General features: G+C 68.9%; 18 protein-coding genes and 1 pseudogene. 10 read left to right on the top strand and 9 right to left on the bottom strand.

Annotation, left to right across the window (positions count from 1 at the left end):
- Positions 1-37: 37 nt before the first annotated feature.
- Positions 38-484, top strand: coding sequence for a rhodanese-like domain-containing protein (locus BGO62_RS06170; protein WP_296640269.1), 447 nt, complete (start codon positions 38-40; stop codon positions 482-484).
- 47 nt (positions 485-531) lie between these two features.
- On the opposite strand, the gene BGO62_RS06165 is transcribed toward BGO62_RS06170, so the two are convergent.
- The 3 genes from BGO62_RS06165 to BGO62_RS06155 are packed head-to-tail and all read right to left on the bottom strand — an operon-like array spanning position 532 to position 2419.
- Positions 532-1668 (bottom strand): FAD-dependent oxidoreductase, encoded by a 1137-nt coding sequence (locus tag BGO62_RS06165; RefSeq protein ID WP_296640268.1) that lies wholly within the window; start codon positions 1666-1668, stop codon positions 532-534.
- A 59-nt stretch (positions 1669-1727) separates the two neighbouring features.
- Positions 1728-1901 carry a rubredoxin gene (locus tag BGO62_RS06160; RefSeq protein ID WP_296640266.1) on the bottom strand — a complete coding sequence of 58 codons (174 nt, stop codon included), beginning with the start codon at positions 1899-1901 and terminating at the stop codon, positions 1728-1730.
- Between the two features lie 44 nt (positions 1902-1945).
- Positions 1946-2419, bottom strand: a complete 474-nt coding sequence (locus BGO62_RS06155) for a rubrerythrin family protein (RefSeq protein ID WP_296640265.1) — start codon at positions 2417-2419, stop codon at positions 1946-1948.
- 243 nt (positions 2420-2662) lie between these two features.
- Between BGO62_RS06155 and BGO62_RS06150 the strand changes: the two genes are divergently transcribed.
- Positions 2663-3067, top strand: a complete 405-nt coding sequence (locus tag BGO62_RS06150; RefSeq protein ID WP_296640264.1) for a YqaA family protein — start codon at positions 2663-2665, stop codon at positions 3065-3067.
- On the opposite strand, the gene BGO62_RS06145 is transcribed toward BGO62_RS06150, so the two are convergent.
- Genes BGO62_RS06145 through BGO62_RS06135 form a run of 3 tightly spaced genes read right to left on the bottom strand, consistent with a single transcriptional unit; the run spans position 3068 to position 8645 of the window.
- Complete coding sequence (locus tag BGO62_RS06145; protein ID WP_296640262.1) at positions 3068-6139, bottom strand: efflux RND transporter permease subunit; 3072 nt, start codon at positions 6137-6139, stop codon at positions 3068-3070.
- Positions 6136-7248 carry an efflux RND transporter periplasmic adaptor subunit gene (locus tag BGO62_RS06140; protein WP_296640261.1) on the bottom strand — a complete coding sequence of 371 codons (1113 nt, stop codon included), beginning with the start codon at positions 7246-7248 and terminating at the stop codon, positions 6136-6138. The genes BGO62_RS06145 and BGO62_RS06140 overlap by 4 nt, the downstream gene beginning before the upstream one ends.
- A complete protein-coding gene (locus BGO62_RS06135) occupies positions 7245-8645 on the bottom strand; it encodes a TolC family protein (RefSeq protein ID WP_296640259.1) in 1401 nt (466 codons plus the stop codon). Before BGO62_RS06135 ends, BGO62_RS06140 begins: the two co-directional genes overlap by 4 nt.
- Positions 8646-8867: 222 nt before the next feature.
- On the opposite strand from BGO62_RS06135, the gene BGO62_RS06130 reads away from it, so the two are divergent.
- The gene (locus BGO62_RS06130) at positions 8868-10256 is read left to right on the top strand and encodes an alkaline phosphatase PhoX (RefSeq protein ID WP_296640257.1); all 1389 of its coding nucleotides are present in this window, start codon (positions 8868-8870) and stop codon (positions 10254-10256) included.
- Positions 10257-10345: 89 nt separating this feature from the next.
- Here the strand turns inward: BGO62_RS06130 and metE are convergent, their stop codons facing one another.
- A complete protein-coding gene (gene metE / locus BGO62_RS06125; protein WP_296640255.1) occupies positions 10346-12628 on the bottom strand; it encodes a 5-methyltetrahydropteroyltriglutamate--homocysteine S-methyltransferase in 2283 nt (760 codons plus the stop codon).
- A 62-nt stretch (positions 12629-12690) separates the two neighbouring features.
- Between metE and BGO62_RS06120 the strand changes: the two genes are divergently transcribed.
- The 5 genes from BGO62_RS06120 (at position 12691) to modC (ending at position 16405) form a co-directional block, all read left to right on the top strand.
- Positions 12691-13644, top strand: coding sequence for a LysR family transcriptional regulator (locus tag BGO62_RS06120; RefSeq protein WP_296640253.1), 954 nt, complete (start codon positions 12691-12693; stop codon positions 13642-13644).
- Complete coding sequence (locus BGO62_RS06115) at positions 13641-13988, top strand: winged helix-turn-helix domain-containing protein (RefSeq protein ID WP_296640250.1); 348 nt, start codon at positions 13641-13643, stop codon at positions 13986-13988. Before BGO62_RS06120 ends, BGO62_RS06115 begins: the two co-directional genes overlap by 4 nt.
- Before the next feature lie 165 nt (positions 13989-14153).
- Positions 14154-14906: a molybdate ABC transporter substrate-binding protein gene (gene modA, locus BGO62_RS06110; protein ID WP_296640249.1), complete on the top strand. Its 753-nt coding sequence runs from the start codon at positions 14154-14156 to the stop codon at positions 14904-14906.
- A 3-nt stretch (positions 14907-14909) separates the two neighbouring features.
- A complete protein-coding gene (modB, locus tag BGO62_RS06105) occupies positions 14910-15593 on the top strand; it encodes a molybdate ABC transporter permease subunit (RefSeq protein ID WP_296640247.1) in 684 nt (227 codons plus the stop codon).
- Positions 15590-16405: a molybdenum ABC transporter ATP-binding protein gene (modC, locus tag BGO62_RS06100; protein ID WP_296640245.1), complete on the top strand. Its 816-nt coding sequence runs from the start codon at positions 15590-15592 to the stop codon at positions 16403-16405. The genes modB and modC overlap by 4 nt, the downstream gene beginning before the upstream one ends.
- A gap of 10 nt (positions 16406-16415) precedes the next feature.
- Here the strand turns inward: modC and BGO62_RS06095 are convergent, their stop codons facing one another.
- Entirely contained in the window at positions 16416-16781 is a 366-nt protein-coding gene (locus BGO62_RS06095) for a DUF202 domain-containing protein (RefSeq protein ID WP_296640244.1), read from the bottom strand.
- Between the two features lie 2 nt (positions 16782-16783).
- A complete protein-coding gene (locus tag BGO62_RS06090) occupies positions 16784-17689 on the bottom strand; it encodes a LysR substrate-binding domain-containing protein (RefSeq protein ID WP_296640242.1) in 906 nt (301 codons plus the stop codon).
- A gap of 252 nt (positions 17690-17941) precedes the next feature.
- On the opposite strand from BGO62_RS06090, the gene BGO62_RS06085 reads away from it, so the two are divergent.
- Both BGO62_RS06085 and BGO62_RS06080 read left to right on the top strand, forming a co-directional pair.
- Entirely contained in the window at positions 17942-18859 is a 918-nt protein-coding gene (locus BGO62_RS06085; protein ID WP_296639566.1) for a ZIP family metal transporter, read from the top strand.
- Between the two features lie 28 nt (positions 18860-18887).
- Positions 18888-19075, top strand: a pseudogene (locus BGO62_RS06080) (bacterioferritin); the annotation flags it as partial.

The following is a 19075-nucleotide window of genomic DNA, read 5'->3' as shown; positions in this document are numbered from 1 at the left end:
ATAAACTCATGGCGTCCTGTCCCGTTACGGAGCGACCATGCTGGTGCCACGCCTGGCGGTTGCGGCGATTGCCGCGCTCATGCTGCTGTCGACCCCTGCCTGTTCCCGCAATGACGGGCCCACCTTGAGCGCGCCCGACGCCTATGGCCAGGCGCAAGCCGGCAGGCTAACGCTGATCGACGTGCGCACCCCCGACGACTGGCGCAAAACCGGTGTGGCCAAAGGTGCGCTGCGAATCAACATGGCGAACGTCGGCGGTGAAGCAGGCTTCATCCAGCAGGTGGAAACCGCGCTGGGCGGCAACAGGAATGCGCCGATCGGGCTGCTCGGCCTCGCCGGAAATCGTGCCGCCAATGCCCAGGAAGTGCTACGCGAAGCCGGCTTCACCCGAGTCTACAACATCAAGGAAGGGATGCTGGGGGGCAGCGCCGGCCCCGGATGGATCGCACGCAAGCTGCCGGTTGAAGCCTGCCCGCGCTGCTGACGGGCGACGGCCGCGCCGCCTTGCAGCAAGCGAAGCAGGCTCCCAACTCAGCCCGCCAGTTCCTTCAGCAGCGCGCTGCGCCGGCCGGTTTCCCCGCCTGTCAGCACAAAGCCTTGCAGCCGGCCGCTGCCGTCGGTATGCAGCGCGCAGACGCCGGTGTCGCCGCACTCCACTTGCCAGCCGCCCGCCGCGCCGGCCTGGGGCGGCAGCGCCGCCACCGGATGCGCCGGGGTTTTCACCATCACCGGCATCGCCGGATAGACAACAGGCGTCGGCGTCCCGGCGAGCGTGGCGGCGAGCGCGCGCGCCTGCAGCATCAAGGGCTGCACATAGGGCAGGTTGAGCCCCTCGACTTCGGCGCAGTCGCCCATCGCGTACACGTTCGGCGCGCCGGTTTGCAGCAGGCGGTCGGTCCGGATGCCGCGCCCCACCGGGATGCCCGCCGCCTGCGCCAGCCCGGTGCGCGGCTTGAGGCCGATCGCCGACAGCACCACGTCGGCTTCGAGGACTTCGCCGTTGTCGAGCACGACCTGGCAGCCGGTCGCCGTCCGCTCGACGCTTGTTGCGCTGCGCCCGAAATGCCAGCTCACGCCCAGCGCGGCGAGGCCGTCGGCCAGGCGCTGGCCGGCCTCGACCGGCAGCAGGCGCTCCAAGGGCCACTCGCCCAGGTGCACCACGTCGACCGCGAACCCGGCGTGCGCCAGGTCGTTGGCGAATTCGCAGCCGATGAGGCCGCCGCCGAGCACGGCGATGCGCTGTTTGCCGGCGATGGCACTGCGGAAAGCCGCGTAATCGGCCAGATCGTTCACCGCCAGCACGCCCGCCGCGCCGCTGCCGGCGAGGCCGTGCGGCAACGGGTCGGCGCCGAGCGCGAGCACCAGCTTGCCGTATTCGAGTTCGCCGCGGTCGCTGCGAATGCGGCGGCCCTGCGGGTCGATCGCGGTGATGCGGGTGTGCGCCAGCACCGTCGCGTTCTGCCCGGCCGCCATCTCCTCCGCGCTGGCGCTCGCCAGCGCCGCAGCGGACTTGCCCGCGGCGAGCGCGCTCGACAGGTTGGGCTTGGAATAAAAGGCGCCGTCGTCCGCGGTCACCAGGGTGACCGGCACGGCCGCGTCGCGCTTGCGGATCTCCTTCAGCAGGGTGTAGCCGGCGAGGCCGGAACCGACGATGACGATGGGATGCATGGGGTTCTCCTGGAGTGACGGGACCGCGGCGGGCGCGGCCCCGGGGATGGCGACGAGGCTCAGGCGGCGGTGACTTCAGCCATCTCGAAATCCGCTTTCGAGACGCCGCAGTCCGGGCATTCCCAGCTCTCCGGCACGTCCTCCCAGCGGGTGCCGGGGGCGATGCCATGCTCCGGATCGCCCTGGGCTTCGTCGTAGATGTAACCGCAAACAATGCATTGCCAAGCTTTCATGATGGGTCCTTTCAATTCAGTTAAATGGTGTTCGGCTGATCCGTTCAGGCCGCAATCGCGTCCTTCTGCGCCTGGTAGTGCTTCGCGTGCTTCTCTTCCACCTTGGCCAGCGCGGCGAAGCGCTTGGCGGCCTTGTCCAGCACGGCCCTGAACATCTCGGCGTGCTCCTTCGATTCGGCGATCTGCTCGTCGATCTCAGCCACCGCGGCATCATGTCCTTCCTGCATCGCCTCGTGGCGGAACTTCGGGTACATCTCGGTGTACTCATGGGTCTCACCCTCGATCGCGTACTGCAGGCACTTGGCCGGCGTCATGGTTTCGTCGGCGAACAGCAGTTCGGCGTGGCCGAAGGCGTGCAGCATTTCCTGCGCCGCGGTGTCCTCGAACACCCGGGCGGTCGCTTCGTCGCCGGCCTTGCGGCACTGGCGGGCGAACCACAGGTACTTGATGTGGGCCATCGACTCGCCGGCGAAGGCGGCTTCGAGGTTCTGGATGGTCGGGGACTTCGTGTTCTGCATGATGCGCTCCTGTTTGGTTGATTTGCGTTGTCGATCAAGACAGGAACGATGTTAGGGGTTATCGATAAATCGATCCAACGGATAATCCTGATAACAACGATTGAGGATATCAATCGTTGTTGCCTTTCCGCGTGCCGGCTGTGCCACACTTGCCGGCCCGCCATTCACCGGAACCGCCATGCATCGCCCGCCACGCCCCGTCCGATCCGCCGCCGCGCCTGAATCCAGGGCGGTCGACCGCTGATGGACTGGACCCTGTTCGGATCGGCGCTGCTGTCGTCCACCCTGCTCCCCGGCGGCTCCGAAGCCCTGCTGCTGTATCGCCTGCACCAGGGGGCCGACCCGCTGGCCAGCGTGGCGACCGCCACTGCCGGCAATGTGCTCGGCAGCCTCGTCACCTACGGCATCGGGCGGTTCGGCCGGCGGGCGGTGAACCGCACCAGCGAAAAAACCGAGCGCCACGTCGCGCGCGCCGAGCGCTGGTTCAGCCGTTTCGGCCGTCCCAGTCTGCTGCTGGCGTGGCTGCCGCTGGTCGGCGACCCGCTGTGCCTGGTCGCCGGGGTGCTGCGCGTGAGTGTGGGGAGCTTTCTGCTGCTGGTGACGCTGGGTAAGCTGGCGCGCTATGCCGCGCTGGCCTGGTTCGTCTGATCAGGCCGGCCTGGCACGCCAGCTTTTCAGGGCCGCTTCCATCCGCGCCATGCTGACGTAGAAGGTGGGCGTGATGTAGAGCGTGAGGAACTGCGAGAACAGCAGGCCGCCGACCACCGCGATGCCGAGCGGCCGGCGCGCCTCGCCGCCGGCGCCGAAGCCGATGGCGATCGGCAGCGTGGCAAAAATCGCGGCGAAGGTGGTCATCATGATCGGGCGCAAACGCGTGAGGCTGGCTTCGACGATGGCGTCCTCCGCGCTCGCCCCGGCGCGCTGCCGGGTGAGCGCGAAGTCGATCATCATGATGCCGTTCTTCTTCACCAGGCCGACCAGCAGGATGATGCCGACGAAGCTGAAGATGTTGAGCTCCTCGTCCAGCAGCAGCAGCACCAGCAGGGCGCCTGCGCCTGCCAGCGGCAGCGCGGTGAGGATGGTGAGCGGATGCCCGAGGTGTTCGTACAGCACCGCCAGCACCATGTAAATGACGACGACGGTGAACAGCAGCAGCAGCGGCAGCTGCAGCGTGGATTCCTGGAATTTCTGCGCGGCGCCGGTGAATTCCAGCGCCACCTCCGCCGGCACGACTTCCCTTGCCGCCTCGTAGGCGGCCGCCAGCGCAGCGTCGAGCGAGACGCCCGGCGCGAGGTTGAACGACAGCGTGACGGCGGGCTGCTGGCCATAGTGATACACCGCGATCGGCCCGACTCCGGCTTCCACCCGCGCCACCGCATCGAGCCGGGTGAGCGTGCCTGCCGCGGTTTTCAGCGGCAGCTGGCCGATCACCGCCGGGTTGAGCTGGGCTTCCGGCAGCGCCTTGACGCTCACCACGTACTGGTCACTGGCGCCGTAGATTTCGCTGATGCGGCGTCCCCCCAGCGCGTCGTACAGGGTTTGCTGGACCTGTTGCGCGGTCACGCCGAGGCGCGCGGCCTCGATCTGATCGAGGCTGACGCGCAGCTCCGGGTTGCGCAGCTCCAGGTTGCTGTTGACGTCCTCGATCTGCGGCAGCGCGTCGAGCCGCTTTTCGACCGCGGCGGAGGCGGTTTTCAGCGCCTCGAAGTCGCCCGCGGTCAGCGTCAGCTGGTAGTCGCTGCTCGACGCCAGCGCGCCGACGTTGATCGAGGCCGGGTTTTGCAGCGTGACGTTGACGCCGCTCACCTTGCGGGTCTGCGCGCGCAGCTCCTCGATCACCTGGTCAGCGCCGGGGCGGCCGCCGCGCGGCGTCAATCGGATCACCAGCCGGCCGACGTTGCCGCCGGTCACGCCGCCGCCGCCCTGCCCGGCCGAGGAGGTCAGGCCTTCGACCGCGGGATGCCGCTGCACGATGGCGGCGATTTTCTGCTGGCGCGCGCTCAGCTCCTCGAACGGGATGCCCTCGGGATACTGGATGCTGGCGAAGATCATCCCCGAGTCGACGCGCGGAATGAAGCCCTGCTTGACCTGACCGGCCAGCCACAGCATCGCGCCCAGCACCGCCAGCGACACCAGCAGCATCGCGCCGCGATGGCGCATGCTGGCGCGCAGGGTGGCGCCGTAAAAATCGCGGAAGCGGTTGAAGCCGGCGTCGAACATGCGCGACAGCGGATTGCCGGGCGGCGCGTGCGCCAGCCCGCGCGCGCACAGCATCGGCGTGAGCGTCAGCGCGACCACGCCGGACAGCAGCACGGCGACGCCGATGCTGACCGCGAATTCCTGGAACAGCCGGCCGATCATGCCGCCCATGAACAGGATCGGCAGGAACACCGCGGCGAGCGAGATCGTCATCGACAGCACGGTGAAGCCGATCTCCTGCGCGCCGTCGAGCGCGGCCTGCATGCGCGATTTCCCCATCTCCAGATGGCGCGCGATGTTCTCGATCACCACCACGGCGTCGTCGACCACGAAGCCGATCGCCAGCGTGATCGCCATCAGCGAGAGGTTGTTGAGGCTGTAGCCCAGCAGGTGCATGAAGGCGAAGGTGCCGAGCAGCGAACTCGGCAGCACCAGCGCGGCGATCAGGGTGGCGCGCAGGTTGTGGAGGAAGGCGAAGATGACCAGGATCACCAGCGCCAGTGCCAGTACCAGGGTGAAGTTGACCTCGTGCAGCGAGTCCTTGACGAAGCGCGAGCGGTCGAAATGCACCTGCAGGCGCACGCCGTCGGGCAACTCGGCCTCGATCTGCGGCAGCATCGCGCGGATGCGGTCGGCGACCTCGACCGTGTTCGCCCCCGGCTGGCGCTGCACCGCCAGCACGATGGCGCGGGTGCCGTTGTACCAGGTGCGCGCCTTGTCGTTTTCCACGCTGTCGACCGCGCGGCCGAGGTCTTTCACCCGCAGCGCGGCGCCGTCGCGATAGGCCACCACGATGTCGCCGAAGTCGGCCGCATTGGCGAGCGCCACCGGCGCCTTCACCGTGTAGGCGCGGGTGGCGCCGTCGAGGGTGCCGGACGGCAGGTTGGCGTTGGCGCCCTGCACGGCGGCGATGACATCGGCGAAGGTCAGGCCGCGCTGTTGCAGCCTGGCGGGGTCGAGATACAGCCGCAGCGCGTATTTCTGCGACCCGAACACCAGCACCTGCGCCACCCCGCTCAAGCCGGACAGGCGCTGCGCCACCCGCGAATCGGCGATGGCGTCGAGTTCGGTCAGCGGCAGCCGTTCGGCCGACAGCGCCAGATACAGGATCGGCGAATCGGCCGGGTTGATCTTGCGCAGCTGCGGCGGGTCCATGCCCTGGGGCAGATTGCGCGCCGCCTGCGCGATCGCGGTCTGCACGTCCTGCGCGGCGGCGTCGATGTCGCGCCCGAGTTCGAACTGCAGGGTGATATTGGTCGATCCCTGGCTCGACTGCGAGCTCATCGACTCGATTCCCGCCACCGTCGCCAGCTGCCGCTCCAGCGGCGTCGCCACGGTGTTGCCCATGGTCTCCGGATTGGCGCCCGGCAGCGAAGCCGAGATGCGCAGCGTGGGGAAGTCCACCTGCGGCAGATCGTTCACCGGCAGCATCCTGTAAGCGAGCGCACCGAACAGCGCCAGCGCCAGCACCAGCATCAGGGTGGCGACCGGACGCTCGATGAACAGCCGCGACAGATTCATCGGGGCGCGCTTTCGAGCCTGACCTTGCCGCCCGCCTTGAGCCGCTGCGGAATCTCGATCAGCACCGGCTCGCCGGCGGCGAGTTCGCCCGCAACCACATGTTCGCCGTCCAGGCTGCGGACCAGCTTCACCGGCTGCACCACGGCCTTGCCGCCGCGCACCACATAGACATAGGTGCCTTCCTGCGCGTGCTGCAGCGCCGCTTCCGGCACCACCTTGGCGTCCGGCTCAACGCCCAGCAGCAGGCGCACCCGCACCCCCTGTCCCGACAGCAGCGCGGGAGGCGTCGCGGCCAGCCGTACCTTGACCGGCACCGCGCCGGTGGCGGCGTCGATCTGCGCGTCGACGAAGACGAGCTCGCCCCGGGCCTGCACCGACGCGTCCGCATCGAGCGCGATCTCGGCCGTCACTTTGCCCTGCACGCGCGCCGCCGCCAGTTCGGGCCAGTCCTGCTGCGCCACGCTGGCGCGCACGTCGAGCGTTCCGGGGGCCAGGAGCGTGGTGAGCGGCTCGCCCCCCGCCTGCACCAGGCTGCCCGGCCGCACCATGATGCGGCCGACGCGTCCGGCAATCGGCGCGCGGATCTGCGCATACGCCACCTCCAGCCGCGCCGATTCCAGTTCGGCGCGGGCGCTGCCGGCGCGGGCGCGGGCGGCTTCCAGCGCCAGCTGCGCGTCGTCGAACTCCTGGCGGCTGATGTAGCCCGACTGCAGCAACGGGCTCAAGCGCTCGCGCTTTTTTTCCGCCTCGGCGGTTTCGGCGCGCGCGCCCGTCAGCGCCGCCTGGCTTTGCGCGATGCGCGCCTGCGCCGGCCGCGCATCGAGGCTGAGCAGGACTTGCCCGGCGCGCACGCTGTCGCCTTCCTGCACATGCTGCTGCAGCACGCTGCCGCCGGCCTGGGCGACGATGGCCACCTGATGGGCGGCTTCCAGCGTGCCGGGCAGATCGATCACGCGGGGGAAATCGCGCACCGCCACCGGCACGGTTTTCACGCTGAGCGCGCGATCCCCGCCGGCCGGCTTGTCGCTGCCCGCCTGGTTCTGGATGCGATACGCCACGCCCGCAAGCAGCGCCAGCACGACAAGGATGACAAGAATACGGAGTTTCATGGCGGGTTCGCAGGAGAGGCGCCGGGCAGACGGCCCAGGGCATGGTTCAAACGGGAAAAGGCCGCCAGCCAGTCGGCGTCGGCCTGCGCGGCGCTTTGCCGTGCGCGCGCCAGGTCGGCCTGCGCGGTCAGCAGTTCGAGCAGGCTGCCGACCCCGGCGGCGTAGCGCGCCTCGGCGGCACGCGCCGATTCGCTGGCGCTGTCGAACTGCACCGCCACGCCGTCGCGCCGGCCCTGCGCGTGGCGCACGTCGTGGTACGCCTCGGTCACGCTCAGCGCCACCTGGCTGCGCAGGCCGTCGGCCTCGGCCTGCAGCCGCTCGGCATCGCGCCCGGCGGCGCGCGCCTGCGCCGCCAGCCGGCCGCCGTCGAACAGGGGCACGGACAGGTTCAGGCCGACGCTATAGGTGGTGGACGGCGTCCGCTCGTCCTCGAGGAAAAAGGTGCGGCCGCCGCTGGCGGCCAGCGACAGGCTCGGCCAGCGCGCCGCGCGCGCGCGTTCGGCCTCGGCACGCGCGCTGGCCGCGGCGGCCTGCAGGGCTTGCAGATCGGGGCGGTTGCGCTGCGCCTCGTGCAGCAGATCGGCCAGCAGGATGCCGGCTGTCAGCGTATCGGGCAGCGCGGTTTCCCAGTCCAGTTCCAGCGTTTGCGTCTGCGCAATAGCGGCGGCCTGCTTCAATGCGGCCATGGCCTTGGCGTGATCGCGCTCGGCGGTCTGGCGCGCGAGTTGCGCCTCGCTCAGGGCGGCACGCGCACGCAGCTGGTCGGCGCGTGCCGCCAGGCCGCCGCGCAACCTGACCTCGACCGCATCGAGGCTGGCGCGCAGGGCGGCCTCCTGCTGAACCTGCGCAGCCTCCTGCGCGCGCGCGGCAAGCACCGCAAAATAGGCGGCCTCGACCTCGGCGACGGTGTCCTGCAAGCTGCGGTTGCTGTTCAGCAGGCTGGCGATGAGCTGGTAACGCTGGGCTTCGATGCCGGCGGCGCGCGCGCCAAAGTCGACCAGCACGTAGGCCAGACTGAGGCTGGGGCCGTAGCGATGGAGCGCGGGCACCGACGCCCCCGAACTGGACAGCGCGCGGCTCTGGGTGAAGTTGAACTGGCCGCTGAGCGTGGGCCAGTTGGCGGCCGCGGCGGCATCCAGCCGCGCCGCCTCGGCCTGGATGCCGAACCAGGCGGCGCGCGATTCCGTGCGTTCGCGCAGCGCATGCTCGGTCAGCGCGGCCAGGCTGGCAAAGCGCACGGTATCGGTGTGCGCTGCCGGTGCGGGAACCGACAGCGCGCCAGGCTGCCGCCAGAAGGTGCCGGCGCGCGCGGGCAGATCGAGCTCGGCCGCACGCCCCCACGACGGCAGCAGCGCAAGCGACGCGCACAACAAGAGGCGATACGGAACGGGTTTCAAGGTGGCAAGATTCTAAACGAGTCCCGCTGCGGACTGCGAAAGGCAGGCGCAAGTTCCGCGCCGCGCGGGCAGGACAGGATCGGCTTCATGCGGCAGGTGAAATAGGCATGACACATCGGCTCGCCAGGATGGCCGTGCACTGAACCGGTCGGCGCATGTCTCAAACGGCGAATCGAACGGATGCCGGTGCGGCCTTCACTCAACGATCAAGGGAAACGCAACATGACGCTCAAGCAACGCTCGCTCGCAATCGGCCTGGCTCTGGCAGCTTCGCCGGCTTTCGCCGCCGGCACGCCGTTCAGCCACTTCACGCCCCTGGCCGGCGATGTCGGCGCCGGCACCCTGCCCGAGGCGGCGCCCTACAGGCTGTCCTCGCCCCATTTCAGCCAGACGACCATCGTTGCCCGCGACGTCGCCCAGGCCAGGCGCTTCGACAGCGGCAGCTACGACATGCACACCGCAAACGAAACCGGCCCCGACGCCGGCCGCTACCTGTTCACCGTGTTTGAAACCGGCCAGGCCGGCATCCAGCGCACCGACCTGCGCACCATGATCACCGCCACCATCTGGTCCAGCCCGGCCGCAGCCCCCGCGCTGAACAGCCACGTGGCGTTCGATGCATCGCGCTGGACCCCGTGGGGCAGCTTCCTCACCGCCGAAGAATCGTGGAGCGATCCGGCCGCCCCGGCCAGCCCCTACGGCCGCCTGTTCGAAGTGACCAATCCGCTTGCCGACCCGGCCGACATCAACCTCGTCCACCGTGCCATTCTGCCGCGCGTCGCGCACGAAGGCCTGGCGTTCGACCGGGACAACAACCTGTATTTCATCGACGAGCGCAACGACAGCCACCTCTTCAAGTTCGTCTCAGTCAACCCGGATGCGACCCGCGGCGACGACTACTTTGCCGCCGGCCAGACCTTCGTGCTGCGCGTGGGCGACGGCACGGTTGCAGAAGCCACCGGCGCCGCCACCTGGATTCCGCTCACCGACGTCAACGGCGTTGCCCTGCCCGGCGCCGTCGTCGTCGCCGACCCCAACGGCCTCGTCGCGATCGACGGCCGCGCCACGCCGAAGCTGCCGGCTTTCCGCGGCATCAGGTTCGACCGCCAGGAGGATCTGGAAATCAAAAGCCTGAAGGACGGCGGGCAGATGCTGTTCGTCGCCGCCACCACCAACCACAAGGTATTCGCCATCGACCTGGCGCGCGGCACGGTCAAGCTGTTCGCCAGCCAGAACACGCGGGACATGGCCACCGGCCAGCCCGCCGGCAGCGCCTTCAAGAACCCGGACAACCTGGCGATCGACGCCGAAGGCAATATCTATATCGTGGAAGACCAGCCGGGCGGCGTGGCAGACATCTGGTTCGCCAGCGACGAGAACGGCGACGGCGTCGCCGAGGCCATCGGCAAGTGGGCCAGCCTGTCGACCGCCGGCGCCGAAAGCAGCGGCTTGTACTTCGACAGGTTCAGGCCGAATGTCGCCTACGTCAACGTGCAGCATCCCGCCAGCGGCGTCGACCGCACCATCATGATCAGCGCGTCTTGCCCGGCGGAAACGAGCCAGGACCAGGACCATCAGCGTGGCCACGGCAAAGCTCGCGACAAAGACTGAACGGGCCGGCTCCGCGGCGGCGGTCTCGTGCCGCCGGCAGACTCGACGGCGGCCGGAGAAGCCCCGCAGGCCTGCGCCCGCGGGGACGCTTAGCGTGCCGCCGCCTCCCGGCGCGGCTGCCGCAAGCTTCGGGCCGCCGCCACCATATGCGAAAGCGCCGCCTCGGTTTCAGCCCAGCCGCGCGTTTTCAGCCCGCAGTCGGGATTGACCCAGAGCTTCTCGGGCGCGATCACCTGCGCGGCCTTCTCCAGCAGGCGGACCATTTCCCCGGCATCGGGAATGCGCGGGCTGTGAATGTCGTAGACGCCGGGGCCGATTTCGTTGGGATAGTCGAAATCGCCGAAGCCGCGCAACAGTTCCATGTCCGAACGGCTGGTTTCGATGGTGATGACGTCCGCATCCATCGCCGCAATCGCCGGCAGGATGTCGTTGAACTCCGAATAGCACATGTGGGTGTGGATCTGGGTGGCGTCGTTCACCCCGGATGCGCTGATGCGGAACGCGCGGCTCGCCCAGTCGAGATAGGCCGGCCAGTCGGCGCGCCGAAGCGGCAGGCCTTCGCGGTAGGCGGGCTCGTCGATCTGGATGATGCCGATGCCGGCCGCCTCGAGATCGACCACCTCGTCGCGGATCGCCAGCGCAATCTGCAGGGCGGTGGCCGCGCGCGGCTGATCGTCGCGCACGAACGACCACTGCAGCAGCGTCACCGGGCCGGTCAGCATGCCTTTCATCGGCTTTCCGGTGAGCGACTGGGCATAGCGCGTCCAGCCCACCGTCATCGGCTGCGGGCGCGACACGTCGCCGTATATGACCGGCGGTTTCACGCAGCGGCTGCCGTAGGACTGCACCCAGGCGTTCTGCGAAAACGCGAAGCCGGCCAGCTGTTCGCCGAAATATTCGACCATGTCGTTGCGCTCGGCTTCGCCGTGCACCAGGACGTCGAGCCCCAGGGCCTCCTGTTTTTCGACGGCGTGACGGATCTCGCGCTGCATCGCGGCCGCGTAGTCGGCGGCGCCGATCTCGCCCTTCCTGAAGCGCGCGCGGGCGCTGCGTATCGTCGCCGTCTGCGGGAACGAGCCGATGGTCGTGGTGGGAAAGGCCGGCAGCCTGAAGCGCTCGCGCTGCAGCGCCTGGCGCGCCGGGAACGGATTGTTGCGCACATCGTGCAAGGGCGTCAGCGCGGCCAGCCGCGCCGCCACCGCTGCATCGTGCACCCGCTGCGAGGCATGGCGCGAAGCCAGCGCCCGGGCATTGTCGGACAGCGTCGCGGCCACTGCCTGGCGGCCCTCGTTGAATGCGGTTTTGAGCGTGGCCAGCGCGGCGATTTTTTCGTCGGCGAACGCCAGCCAGCTCTTCAGCTCCGCATCCAGCCGGTCTTCCCCCGCCAGGCTCGCCGGTACGTGCAGCAGCGAGCACGAGGGGGCAAGCCAGAGCCGCTCGCCCAGCCGCTGATGCAGGCCTTCAAAGCGCTCGAACACGGCATTCAGATCGCTCTTCCAGATATTGCGGCCGTCGATCACGCCTGCCGACAGCACCTTGGTGGCGGGCAGCCAGTCGATCACCTGGGCCAGCTCGTCGCCGCCGCGCACGCAATCGACGTGCACCCCGGCCACCGGCAGTTTCAACGCCACCAGCAGGTTCTCGCGCAGCGGTCCGAAATAGCTGGCGAGCAGCAGCTTCACCCCCGTCGCATTCAGATGGTGGTAGGCGCGCTCGAACGCGGCGCGCCAGCGGGACGGCAAATCCAGGCTCAGGATCGGCTCGTCGATCTGCACCCACTCCACCCCCTGCGCCTTCAGCCGCGCCAGAATCTGCGCATAGACCGGCAGCAGCCGGTCGAGCAGCTCGAGGCGGTCGAAGCCGGCGGTCTTTTCCTTGCCCAGCCACAGGAAACTGAGCGGGCCGATCAGCACGGGCTTGGCGTTGAACCCGGCGGTCTGCGCCTCCGCCACTTCGTCGAACAGCCAGCCGGTGTCCAGCGAGAATCGGCTGTCCGGTTTGAGTTCGGGCACCAGATAGTGGTAGTTGGTGTCGAACCACTTGGTCATTTCCATCGCATGGCAGTCGGCATTGCCGCGCGCCAGCTGGAAATACTGCGCAAGATCGAGCGCCTCGCCGAAACCGAAGCGCGCCGGCGCGCAACCCAGCAGCGCGACGTGGTTCAGCATCTGGTCGTAAAACGCAAAATCCCCCACGGTGACGAAATCCAGTCCGGCCGCATGCTGCCGCTGCCAGTTGGCCTGGCGAATGCCGCTGCCCACCGCCTTGAGCGCGGCTGCATCGATTTCGCCGCGCCAGTAGGCTTCCTGTGAAAATTTCAGTTCGCGGTTCGGCCCGATGCGCGGAACCCCCAGTACGTGTGCCAGTGCCATGTGCGTGCTCCCAATGAACGATGGACGCCATGATGCCGATGCGGATACCATGAGACAAACGAATGTTTTTCATTGTCTCCATGAACAATCATCATATCGAGCTGCGCCACCTGCGGCTGCTGCAGGCGGTGGCGGAAACCGGCGGGCTGACTGCCGCCGCCGAGCGCCTGCATCTCACGCAATCGGCGGTGTCGCATCAGCTGAAGGCGCTGGAGGAAGCCCTGGGACTGCCGCTGGTCGAGCGTGCGGTGCGCCCGCTGCAGCTCAGCGCCGCCGGGCGGCGCCTGCTGGCCCTGGCGCATGCCGCGCTGCCGCTGGCGGACGCGGCGCTGCGCGACCTCGCCAAGCTGAAGGACGGCGACGCCGGCGAACTGCGCATCGCGGTGGAATGCCACACCTGCTACGACTGGCTGATGCCGGCGATGGACCGCTACCGCGACGTCTGGCCGGGGGTGGAACTCGACCTCCTGGGCGGCTTTCAGGCCGATCCGGTGGGGCTGCTGCTGGATGGCCGCGCCGACCTCGTCATCACCTCCGAAGCCGCGCCGCGCCCGGGTATTTTCCATGCGCCGCTGTTCGGCTTCGAGATGCTGGCGCTGCTGCCGCCGGCGCATCCGCTGGCCGCCAGGAAATGGCTGGCCGCGGGCGACTTCGCCGGCCACACCCTGATCACCTATCCGGTGCCGGAAGACCGCCTTGACCTGATCCGCCGCGTGCTCGCGCCGGCGGGGATCAAGCCGCCGCGCCGCGAGGCGCAGCTGACGGTGGCGATTTTGCAACTGGTCGCCAGCCGCCGCGGACTGGCCGCGCTGCCCGCCTGGGCAGTCGCGCCCTATCTCGAACGCGGCTACGTCGCCGCGCGCGGCATCGGCAAACACGGCCTGTGGGCGGAGCTTTACGCCGCGGTGCGCGCAGCCGACGCGACACGCGCCTATGTCGCCGACTTCATCGAAACCGTGAAGCGCGACAGCTTTGCCCGCCTGCCCGGCATCCGCCCGGCGCTCAGCGCAGCATGACGCCGCGTCTCGCCTTCCGCCTCATCCTCGGCGACGACATCGCGCTCGGCCCCGGCAAGGTGCAGCTGCTCGAAGCCATCCGCGACACCGGCTCCATCGCCGCCGCCGGCCGCGCCATGGGCATGAGCTACAAACGCGCCTGGCACCTGGTCGACACCATGAACCGCTGCTTCGCCCAGCCGCTGGTCGAAGCCAGCAAGGGCGGCGCGCACGGTGGCGGGGCGCAGCTCACGCCGCTGGCCGGCGAGGTGATCGCCCTGTACCGCCGCCTGGAAACCCGCGCCCGCCAGGCCACCGAAGCGGACATGGCCCAGCTGGCCCGGCATCTTCGGACCGGCGACTGAAGCTGCGCCCCCCCCTGCCGGCGCTCGGCAAGCTCAAGGCCTATCGACACTTCGATGGCGACTGGACGGTTGGGCGCGGGTCGTGGACATGCCGCGCTTGTTGTTTTTCCATTCGATATGACATACTGAACATATCGAAACATGCCCCTTGCCCGGGAGACCGTCATGACACGCGCATTCAAGAAACTGGCGTCCGTCCTGGCGCTGTCCGCAGCCGCCAGCCTGCCTGCCGCCGCAGACACGGCGCATATCGCCGTTGCCGCCAACTTCGCCGCGCCGATGAAGGCACTGAGCGCCCGCTTCGAACAGGCGAGCGGCCACGCGCTCACCCTGTCGTCGGGCTCGACCGGCAAGTTCTACGCGCAGATCAAGAACGGCGCGCCGTTCGACGTGCTGCTCGCCGCCGACGACGAGACGCCGGCCCGCCTGCTGCGCGAAGGCGACGCGGTGCGCACGCAGACCTATGCGGTCGGCAAGCTCGCCCTGTGGAGCGCCGACGCGTCCAGGCTCGACGGCAGCGACGCGCTGCTGCGCCGCGGCGCCTACAACAGGCTCGCGGTGGCCAACCCCAGGCTCGCGCCCTACGGCGCCGCCGCCCTGCAGGTGCTGGAAAAACTCGGGCTCGCCGGGCAGGCGAAGGACAAGCTCGTGATGGGCGAGAACATCGGCCAGACATACCAGTTCGTCGCCAGCGGCAACGCCGAGCTCGGCTTCGTCGCGCTGTCGCAGGTCTGGCAGGACGGCAAGCTCACCGGCGGCTCGGCATGGCTGGTGCCGCCCGCGCTGCATGCGCCGATCCGCCAGGACGCCGCCCTGCTGAAGCGCGGCGCAGCCAATGCGGCGGCGCGCGCCCTGCTCGATTTCCTCAAGAGCCACGAGGCGCAAACCGTCATCCGCAGCTACGGCTACGAGCTGTAAGCCATGCCACTGGCGCCGCTCGACACCACGGCCATCCTGCTGACGCTGAAGCTGGCGTCGGTCACGACCGTGCTGTTGATGCTGATCGCCACGCCGCTGGCATGGTGGCTGACCCACACCCACGCGCGCCTGCGTGCGGCGGTCACCGCGCTGGTATCGCTGCCGCTGGTGCTGCCGCCGACGGTACTGGGGTTTTACCTGCTGGTGCTGCTGGGGCCACAGGGCGCCGTCGGCCAATGGATGCAGCAGCTCGGGGTGGCGACCCTGCCCTTCACTTTTGCGGGACTGGTGGTGGGATCGGTCATTTTTTCGCTGCCGTTCGCGGTGCAGCCGATCGCCAATGCGTTTGCCGCCATCGGCACGCGGCCGCTCGAAGTGGCCGCGACCCTGCGCGCCTCGCCATGGGACCGTTTCGCCAGCGTCGCCGTGCCCCTGGCCCGCCCCGGCTTCATCACCGCAGCGGTGCTCACATTCGCCCACACCGTAGGCGAATTCGGCGTGGTGCTAATGCTGGGCGGCAACATTCCGGGCGAGACGCGGGTCTTGTCGGTGGCGATCTACGACCATGTCGAGGCGCTCGAATACGCCGATGCGCACCTGCTGGCGGCCGGGCTGGTCGCTTTTTCCTTCCTCGTGCTGCTGATGCTGGGCCGCTACAGCGGGCATTGGCAGCGGACCCCGACGTGAGCCTGATCGAAGGGCGGTTCCGCACCAGGCTCGGCGAATTTTCGCTCGACGCAAATTTCAGCCTGCCGTCGCACGGCGTCACCGCCCTGTTCGGCCAGTCCGGCTCGGGCAAGACGACGCTGCTGCGGCTGATCGCCGGGCTTTCCCGCGCGCCCGGGCGCCTCGTCGTGGACGGCGAGGTCTGGCAGGACGACTCCGTCTTCGTTCCCACCCATCGCCGCGCACTCGGCTATGTCTTCCAGGAGGCCAGCCTGTTTCCGCACCTGTCGGTGCGCGCCAACCTGGAATACGGCTGGCGGCGCGTGCCGCCGGGGGAGCGCACCATCCAGTGGGACGAGGTGGTTGAGTGGCTGGGACTGACGCCGCTGATTGCGCATCGTCCGCACCAGCTGTCGGGCGGGCAGCGCCAGCGCGTGGCGATCGGCCGCGCGCTGCTGTCCAGCCCGCGGCTGCTGCTGATGGACGAGCCGCTGGCTGCACTCGACGCAGGCGCACGCGCCGACATCCTGCCGTATCTCGACCGGCTGCACCGCAGCCTGGCAATCCCGCTGCTGTATGTCAGCCATGCGGCGGAAGAGGTCGCCCGGCTGGCCGACCATCTGCTGTGCCTGGAGGCCGGGCGTATCGTCTGGCAGGGCGCGGCGGCGGGCGGGCTGGCGCGCCTGGGAATCGCACCGGCGCATCGCGCGCGCGTGCTTGCGCACGAAGCGGGGCTGACCGTTCTGGATATCGCCGGGCAAACCCTGCGCCTGCCCGGCGTGCATGCCGCGCCGGGCGACAGCGTGCGCTTGCGCATCGAAACCGCCGACTGACTGACGGCGCCTACAGCTCGGAAAACAGGTACGCCAGCAGCGCGACGCCCAGCACCACCACCGCCAGGTTCATCGCCATGCCCGACCAGGTGCAGTAGCGCGCGGGGATCTCGATCGGCTTCAGGGTCCGCAGCACGCGCCGGAACTGCACGATGGAAAAGCCGATCGCCAGCAACGCCAGGCTGATGAAGGCAACGCCGATCCAGAACGACAGGTCGCGCCCGACATGGTGCGGGTCCTGGCGCAGCATGTGCAGGAACAGGCCGAAGCGCTCGAGCACGAAGCCGAACGCCATCAGCGTGAGGCCGGTGCGGTTCCACGCCATCAGCGTGCGCTCGGCAGCAAAGAATACGCGCGGATCGTCGAGACCGGACATGTTCAGACAGGCTCCACCCCGCCGGGCAGGGCGCTTTTCAGCAGCAGTGCCAGACGCTCGAAGGTTTCGGGAAACGGCGCGCGGCGGCGCCACACCAGGCCAATCGTGCGGCCGGGCGGCGGTGCCCTGAACGGACGGATCTCGACCGCCTTTTTGCTTGCGCGCGGCGCAGCGTCCACCGCCAGCGCAGGCAGCAGCGTCAGGCCCAATCCCAGGCCCACCATCTGGCGCAGGGTTTCCAGGCTGGTGGCGCGCACCTCCTCGCGGCCGCGCGACCCGCCGCCGCAGACGTCGAGCGCCTGGTCGCGCAGGCAGTGGCCTTCATCCAGCAGCAGCAGCTTCTCGGCCATGATGTCGTTCACCTTCAGGACGTCGCGTTTGGCCAGCGGGTGGCCCGCCGGCAGGGCGGCAAAAAAGGGCTCGTAAAACAGCGGCTCGACGCGCAGGCCGTCGTCGGCGACCGGCAGCGCCAGCAAGCCCGCGTCGAGCGTGCCCGCGTCGAGGCGCTCCAGGATGTGCTGCGTCATTTCCTCGCGCAGCAGCAGCCGCAGGCCGGGGTATTTCCTGTGCACCAGGGTCAGCGCATGCGGCAGGTAATACGGCCCCAGGGTGGGGATCACGCCGAGATGGACGGTGCGCGCCATCGGATCCTGCGCGTGCCTGGCCAGCTCCCTGATCCGCTCCGACTCCTCGACGATGTTGCGCGCCGCCTGCAGGATTTCGCGGCCGATCGGCGTCGGCGCGACGCGCTTGAGGCTGCGGTCGAACAGGGTCACGCCGAGAAAGTCTTCCAGCTTCTTGATCTGGGTCGACAAGGTCGACTGGGTGATGAAACAGGACTCGGCCGCACGCCCGAAGTGACCGTGATCGGCCAGCGCCACCAGATACTTGAGCTCTTGCAGGGTCATGCCGCTTATTCGGTTTTATCAATCGTTTGATTCTAGACTATTCACGAGACAACTTTTCGTTTGTGGTCTTAAATGCAATTCATCCGCCGTTCAAGCGCCGGCCAAATGAAGGAGAACCCCATGCCGCAATGCCCTTGCATGACCAGCGCCAGTGGCGAGGAGAACAGGCATGAACGCACCGGACATGGCGAGCACGCATGACGAAATGCAGGACATGGGCCGGACCGCGCCAGCGCGGCCAGGCGTGAACGCATGAATCCCGCCGCCCGCAGCCTGCAGGATTTCCTCGCCGACCCGCGCCATGCCCGCGCGGCGCGGCACGGCGGCAGCGCGCTGGCTGTTGCCCTGTTGAGCGGGCTGGCGTGGGTGGCCGTAGTGCAGGGCGGCGCCCGCATCGGCACCCCGATGGGGCAGGCGCTGGCCGGCTCGGCAATTGCGGCGCTCGCCACCGCCGCGGGCGCCCTGCCCGCCCTGTTCGTTCGCCATATCTCGGCACGCTGGGAAGACGTCATGCTCGGCTTCGGGGCGGGCGTGATGGCGGCCGCCTCGTGTTTCTCGCTGATCCTTCCGGGGGTCGCCGCCGGCACCGGCATTCTCGGCAGCAAGCCAGCCGGCGCGGCCATCGTTGCCGCCGGGCTGGTGCTGGGCGCGCTGTTCCTGCTGCTGGCCGACAAGGCGGTGCCGCACGAACACCCCGGCGCCGGCCGCCACGGCCCCGACTGGATGCAGTTGCGCCGCGTCTGGCTGATGGTGTTCGCCATCGCCCTGCACAACTTCCCCGAGGGCATGGCGATCGGCGTCGGCTTCGCCGGCGGCGACGCCTCGGTGGGCATCCCGTTGACCGCGGCGATTGCCATTCAGGATATTCCGGAAGGCCTGGTGGTGGCGGTGGCGCTGCGCACCGTGGCGTACACGCCCTGGAAGGCCGCCGGCGCGGCCGCGTTGACCGGACTGGCCGAACCGCTCGGCGCCATCGTCGGCGTCGCTTTGACCTCCGGCTTCGCCCCGCTCTATCCGGCCGGCCTGGGCTTTGCCGCCGGCGCGATGATCTGGGTGGTATCGCACGAAATCATTCCGGAAACCCATCGTAAGGGGCACGAGCAGGCCGCCACGCTGGGAATCATCGGCGGCTTCGTTGTCATGATGCTGCTCGACACCACTCTGGGGTAAGGACTCAACGAACCGAAAGGAATCCACCATGGCCAAGACCGCGCCCGCAACCCAACAACCGTTCCTGACCGACATCAAGACCCTGCGCGCCCGCGCGCGCAAGCATATCGAGGACGGCGCGGTCACCGCCGGCTACCAGGCCGACCGCGCCGTCGTGATCAAGCTGCTGAACGAGGCGCTGGCCACCGAGCTGGTCTGCATCCTGCGTTACAAGCG

Origin of the sequence: Thiobacillus sp. 65-1402 (assembly GCF_001897685.1) — a bacterium.
Lineage (GTDB): Bacteria > Pseudomonadota > Gammaproteobacteria > Burkholderiales > Thiobacillaceae > Thiobacillus.
The sequence above is the reverse complement of the archived record's forward strand: the minus strand, read 5'-3'. Positions and strand labels throughout refer to the sequence as shown.

Bases quoted from the DNA above. Each gene is read 5' to 3' on its own strand.
- BGO62_RS06165 (WP_296640268.1), bottom strand. From the start codon at position 1,668: ATGCATCCCATCGTCATCGTCGGTTCCGGCCTCGCCGGCTACACCCTG.
- modA (WP_296640249.1), top strand. From the start codon at position 14,154: ATGACACGCGCATTCAAGAAACTGGCGTCCGTCCTGGCGCTGTCCGCA.
- BGO62_RS06145 (WP_296640262.1), bottom strand. From the start codon at position 6,139: ATGAATCTGTCGCGGCTGTTCATCGAGCGTCCGGTCGCCACCCTGATG.
- BGO62_RS06085 (WP_296639566.1), top strand. From the start codon at position 17,942: ATGAATCCCGCCGCCCGCAGCCTGCAGGATTTCCTCGCCGACCCGCGC.
- modB (WP_296640247.1), top strand. From the start codon at position 14,910: ATGCCACTGGCGCCGCTCGACACCACGGCCATCCTGCTGACGCTGAAG.
- BGO62_RS06155 (WP_296640265.1), bottom strand. From the start codon at position 2,419: ATGCAGAACACGAAGTCCCCGACCATCCAGAACCTCGAAGCCGCCTTC.
- BGO62_RS06120 (WP_296640253.1), top strand. From the start codon at position 12,691: ATGTTTTTCATTGTCTCCATGAACAATCATCATATCGAGCTGCGCCAC.
- BGO62_RS06095 (WP_296640244.1), bottom strand. From the start codon at position 16,781: ATGTCCGGTCTCGACGATCCGCGCGTATTCTTTGCTGCCGAGCGCACG.
- metE (WP_296640255.1), bottom strand. From the start codon at position 12,628: ATGGCACTGGCACACGTACTGGGGGTTCCGCGCATCGGGCCGAACCGC.
- BGO62_RS06150 (WP_296640264.1), top strand. From the start codon at position 2,663: ATGGACTGGACCCTGTTCGGATCGGCGCTGCTGTCGTCCACCCTGCTC.
- BGO62_RS06170 (WP_296640269.1), top strand. From the start codon at position 38: ATGCTGGTGCCACGCCTGGCGGTTGCGGCGATTGCCGCGCTCATGCTG.
- BGO62_RS06140 (WP_296640261.1), bottom strand. From the start codon at position 7,248: ATGAAACTCCGTATTCTTGTCATCCTTGTCGTGCTGGCGCTGCTTGCG.
- BGO62_RS06115 (WP_296640250.1), top strand. From the start codon at position 13,641: ATGACGCCGCGTCTCGCCTTCCGCCTCATCCTCGGCGACGACATCGCG.
- BGO62_RS06090 (WP_296640242.1), bottom strand. From the start codon at position 17,689: ATGACCCTGCAAGAGCTCAAGTATCTGGTGGCGCTGGCCGATCACGGT.
- BGO62_RS06160 (WP_296640266.1), bottom strand. From the start codon at position 1,901: ATGAAAGCTTGGCAATGCATTGTTTGCGGTTACATCTACGACGAAGCC.
- BGO62_RS06130 (WP_296640257.1), top strand. From the start codon at position 8,868: ATGACGCTCAAGCAACGCTCGCTCGCAATCGGCCTGGCTCTGGCAGCT.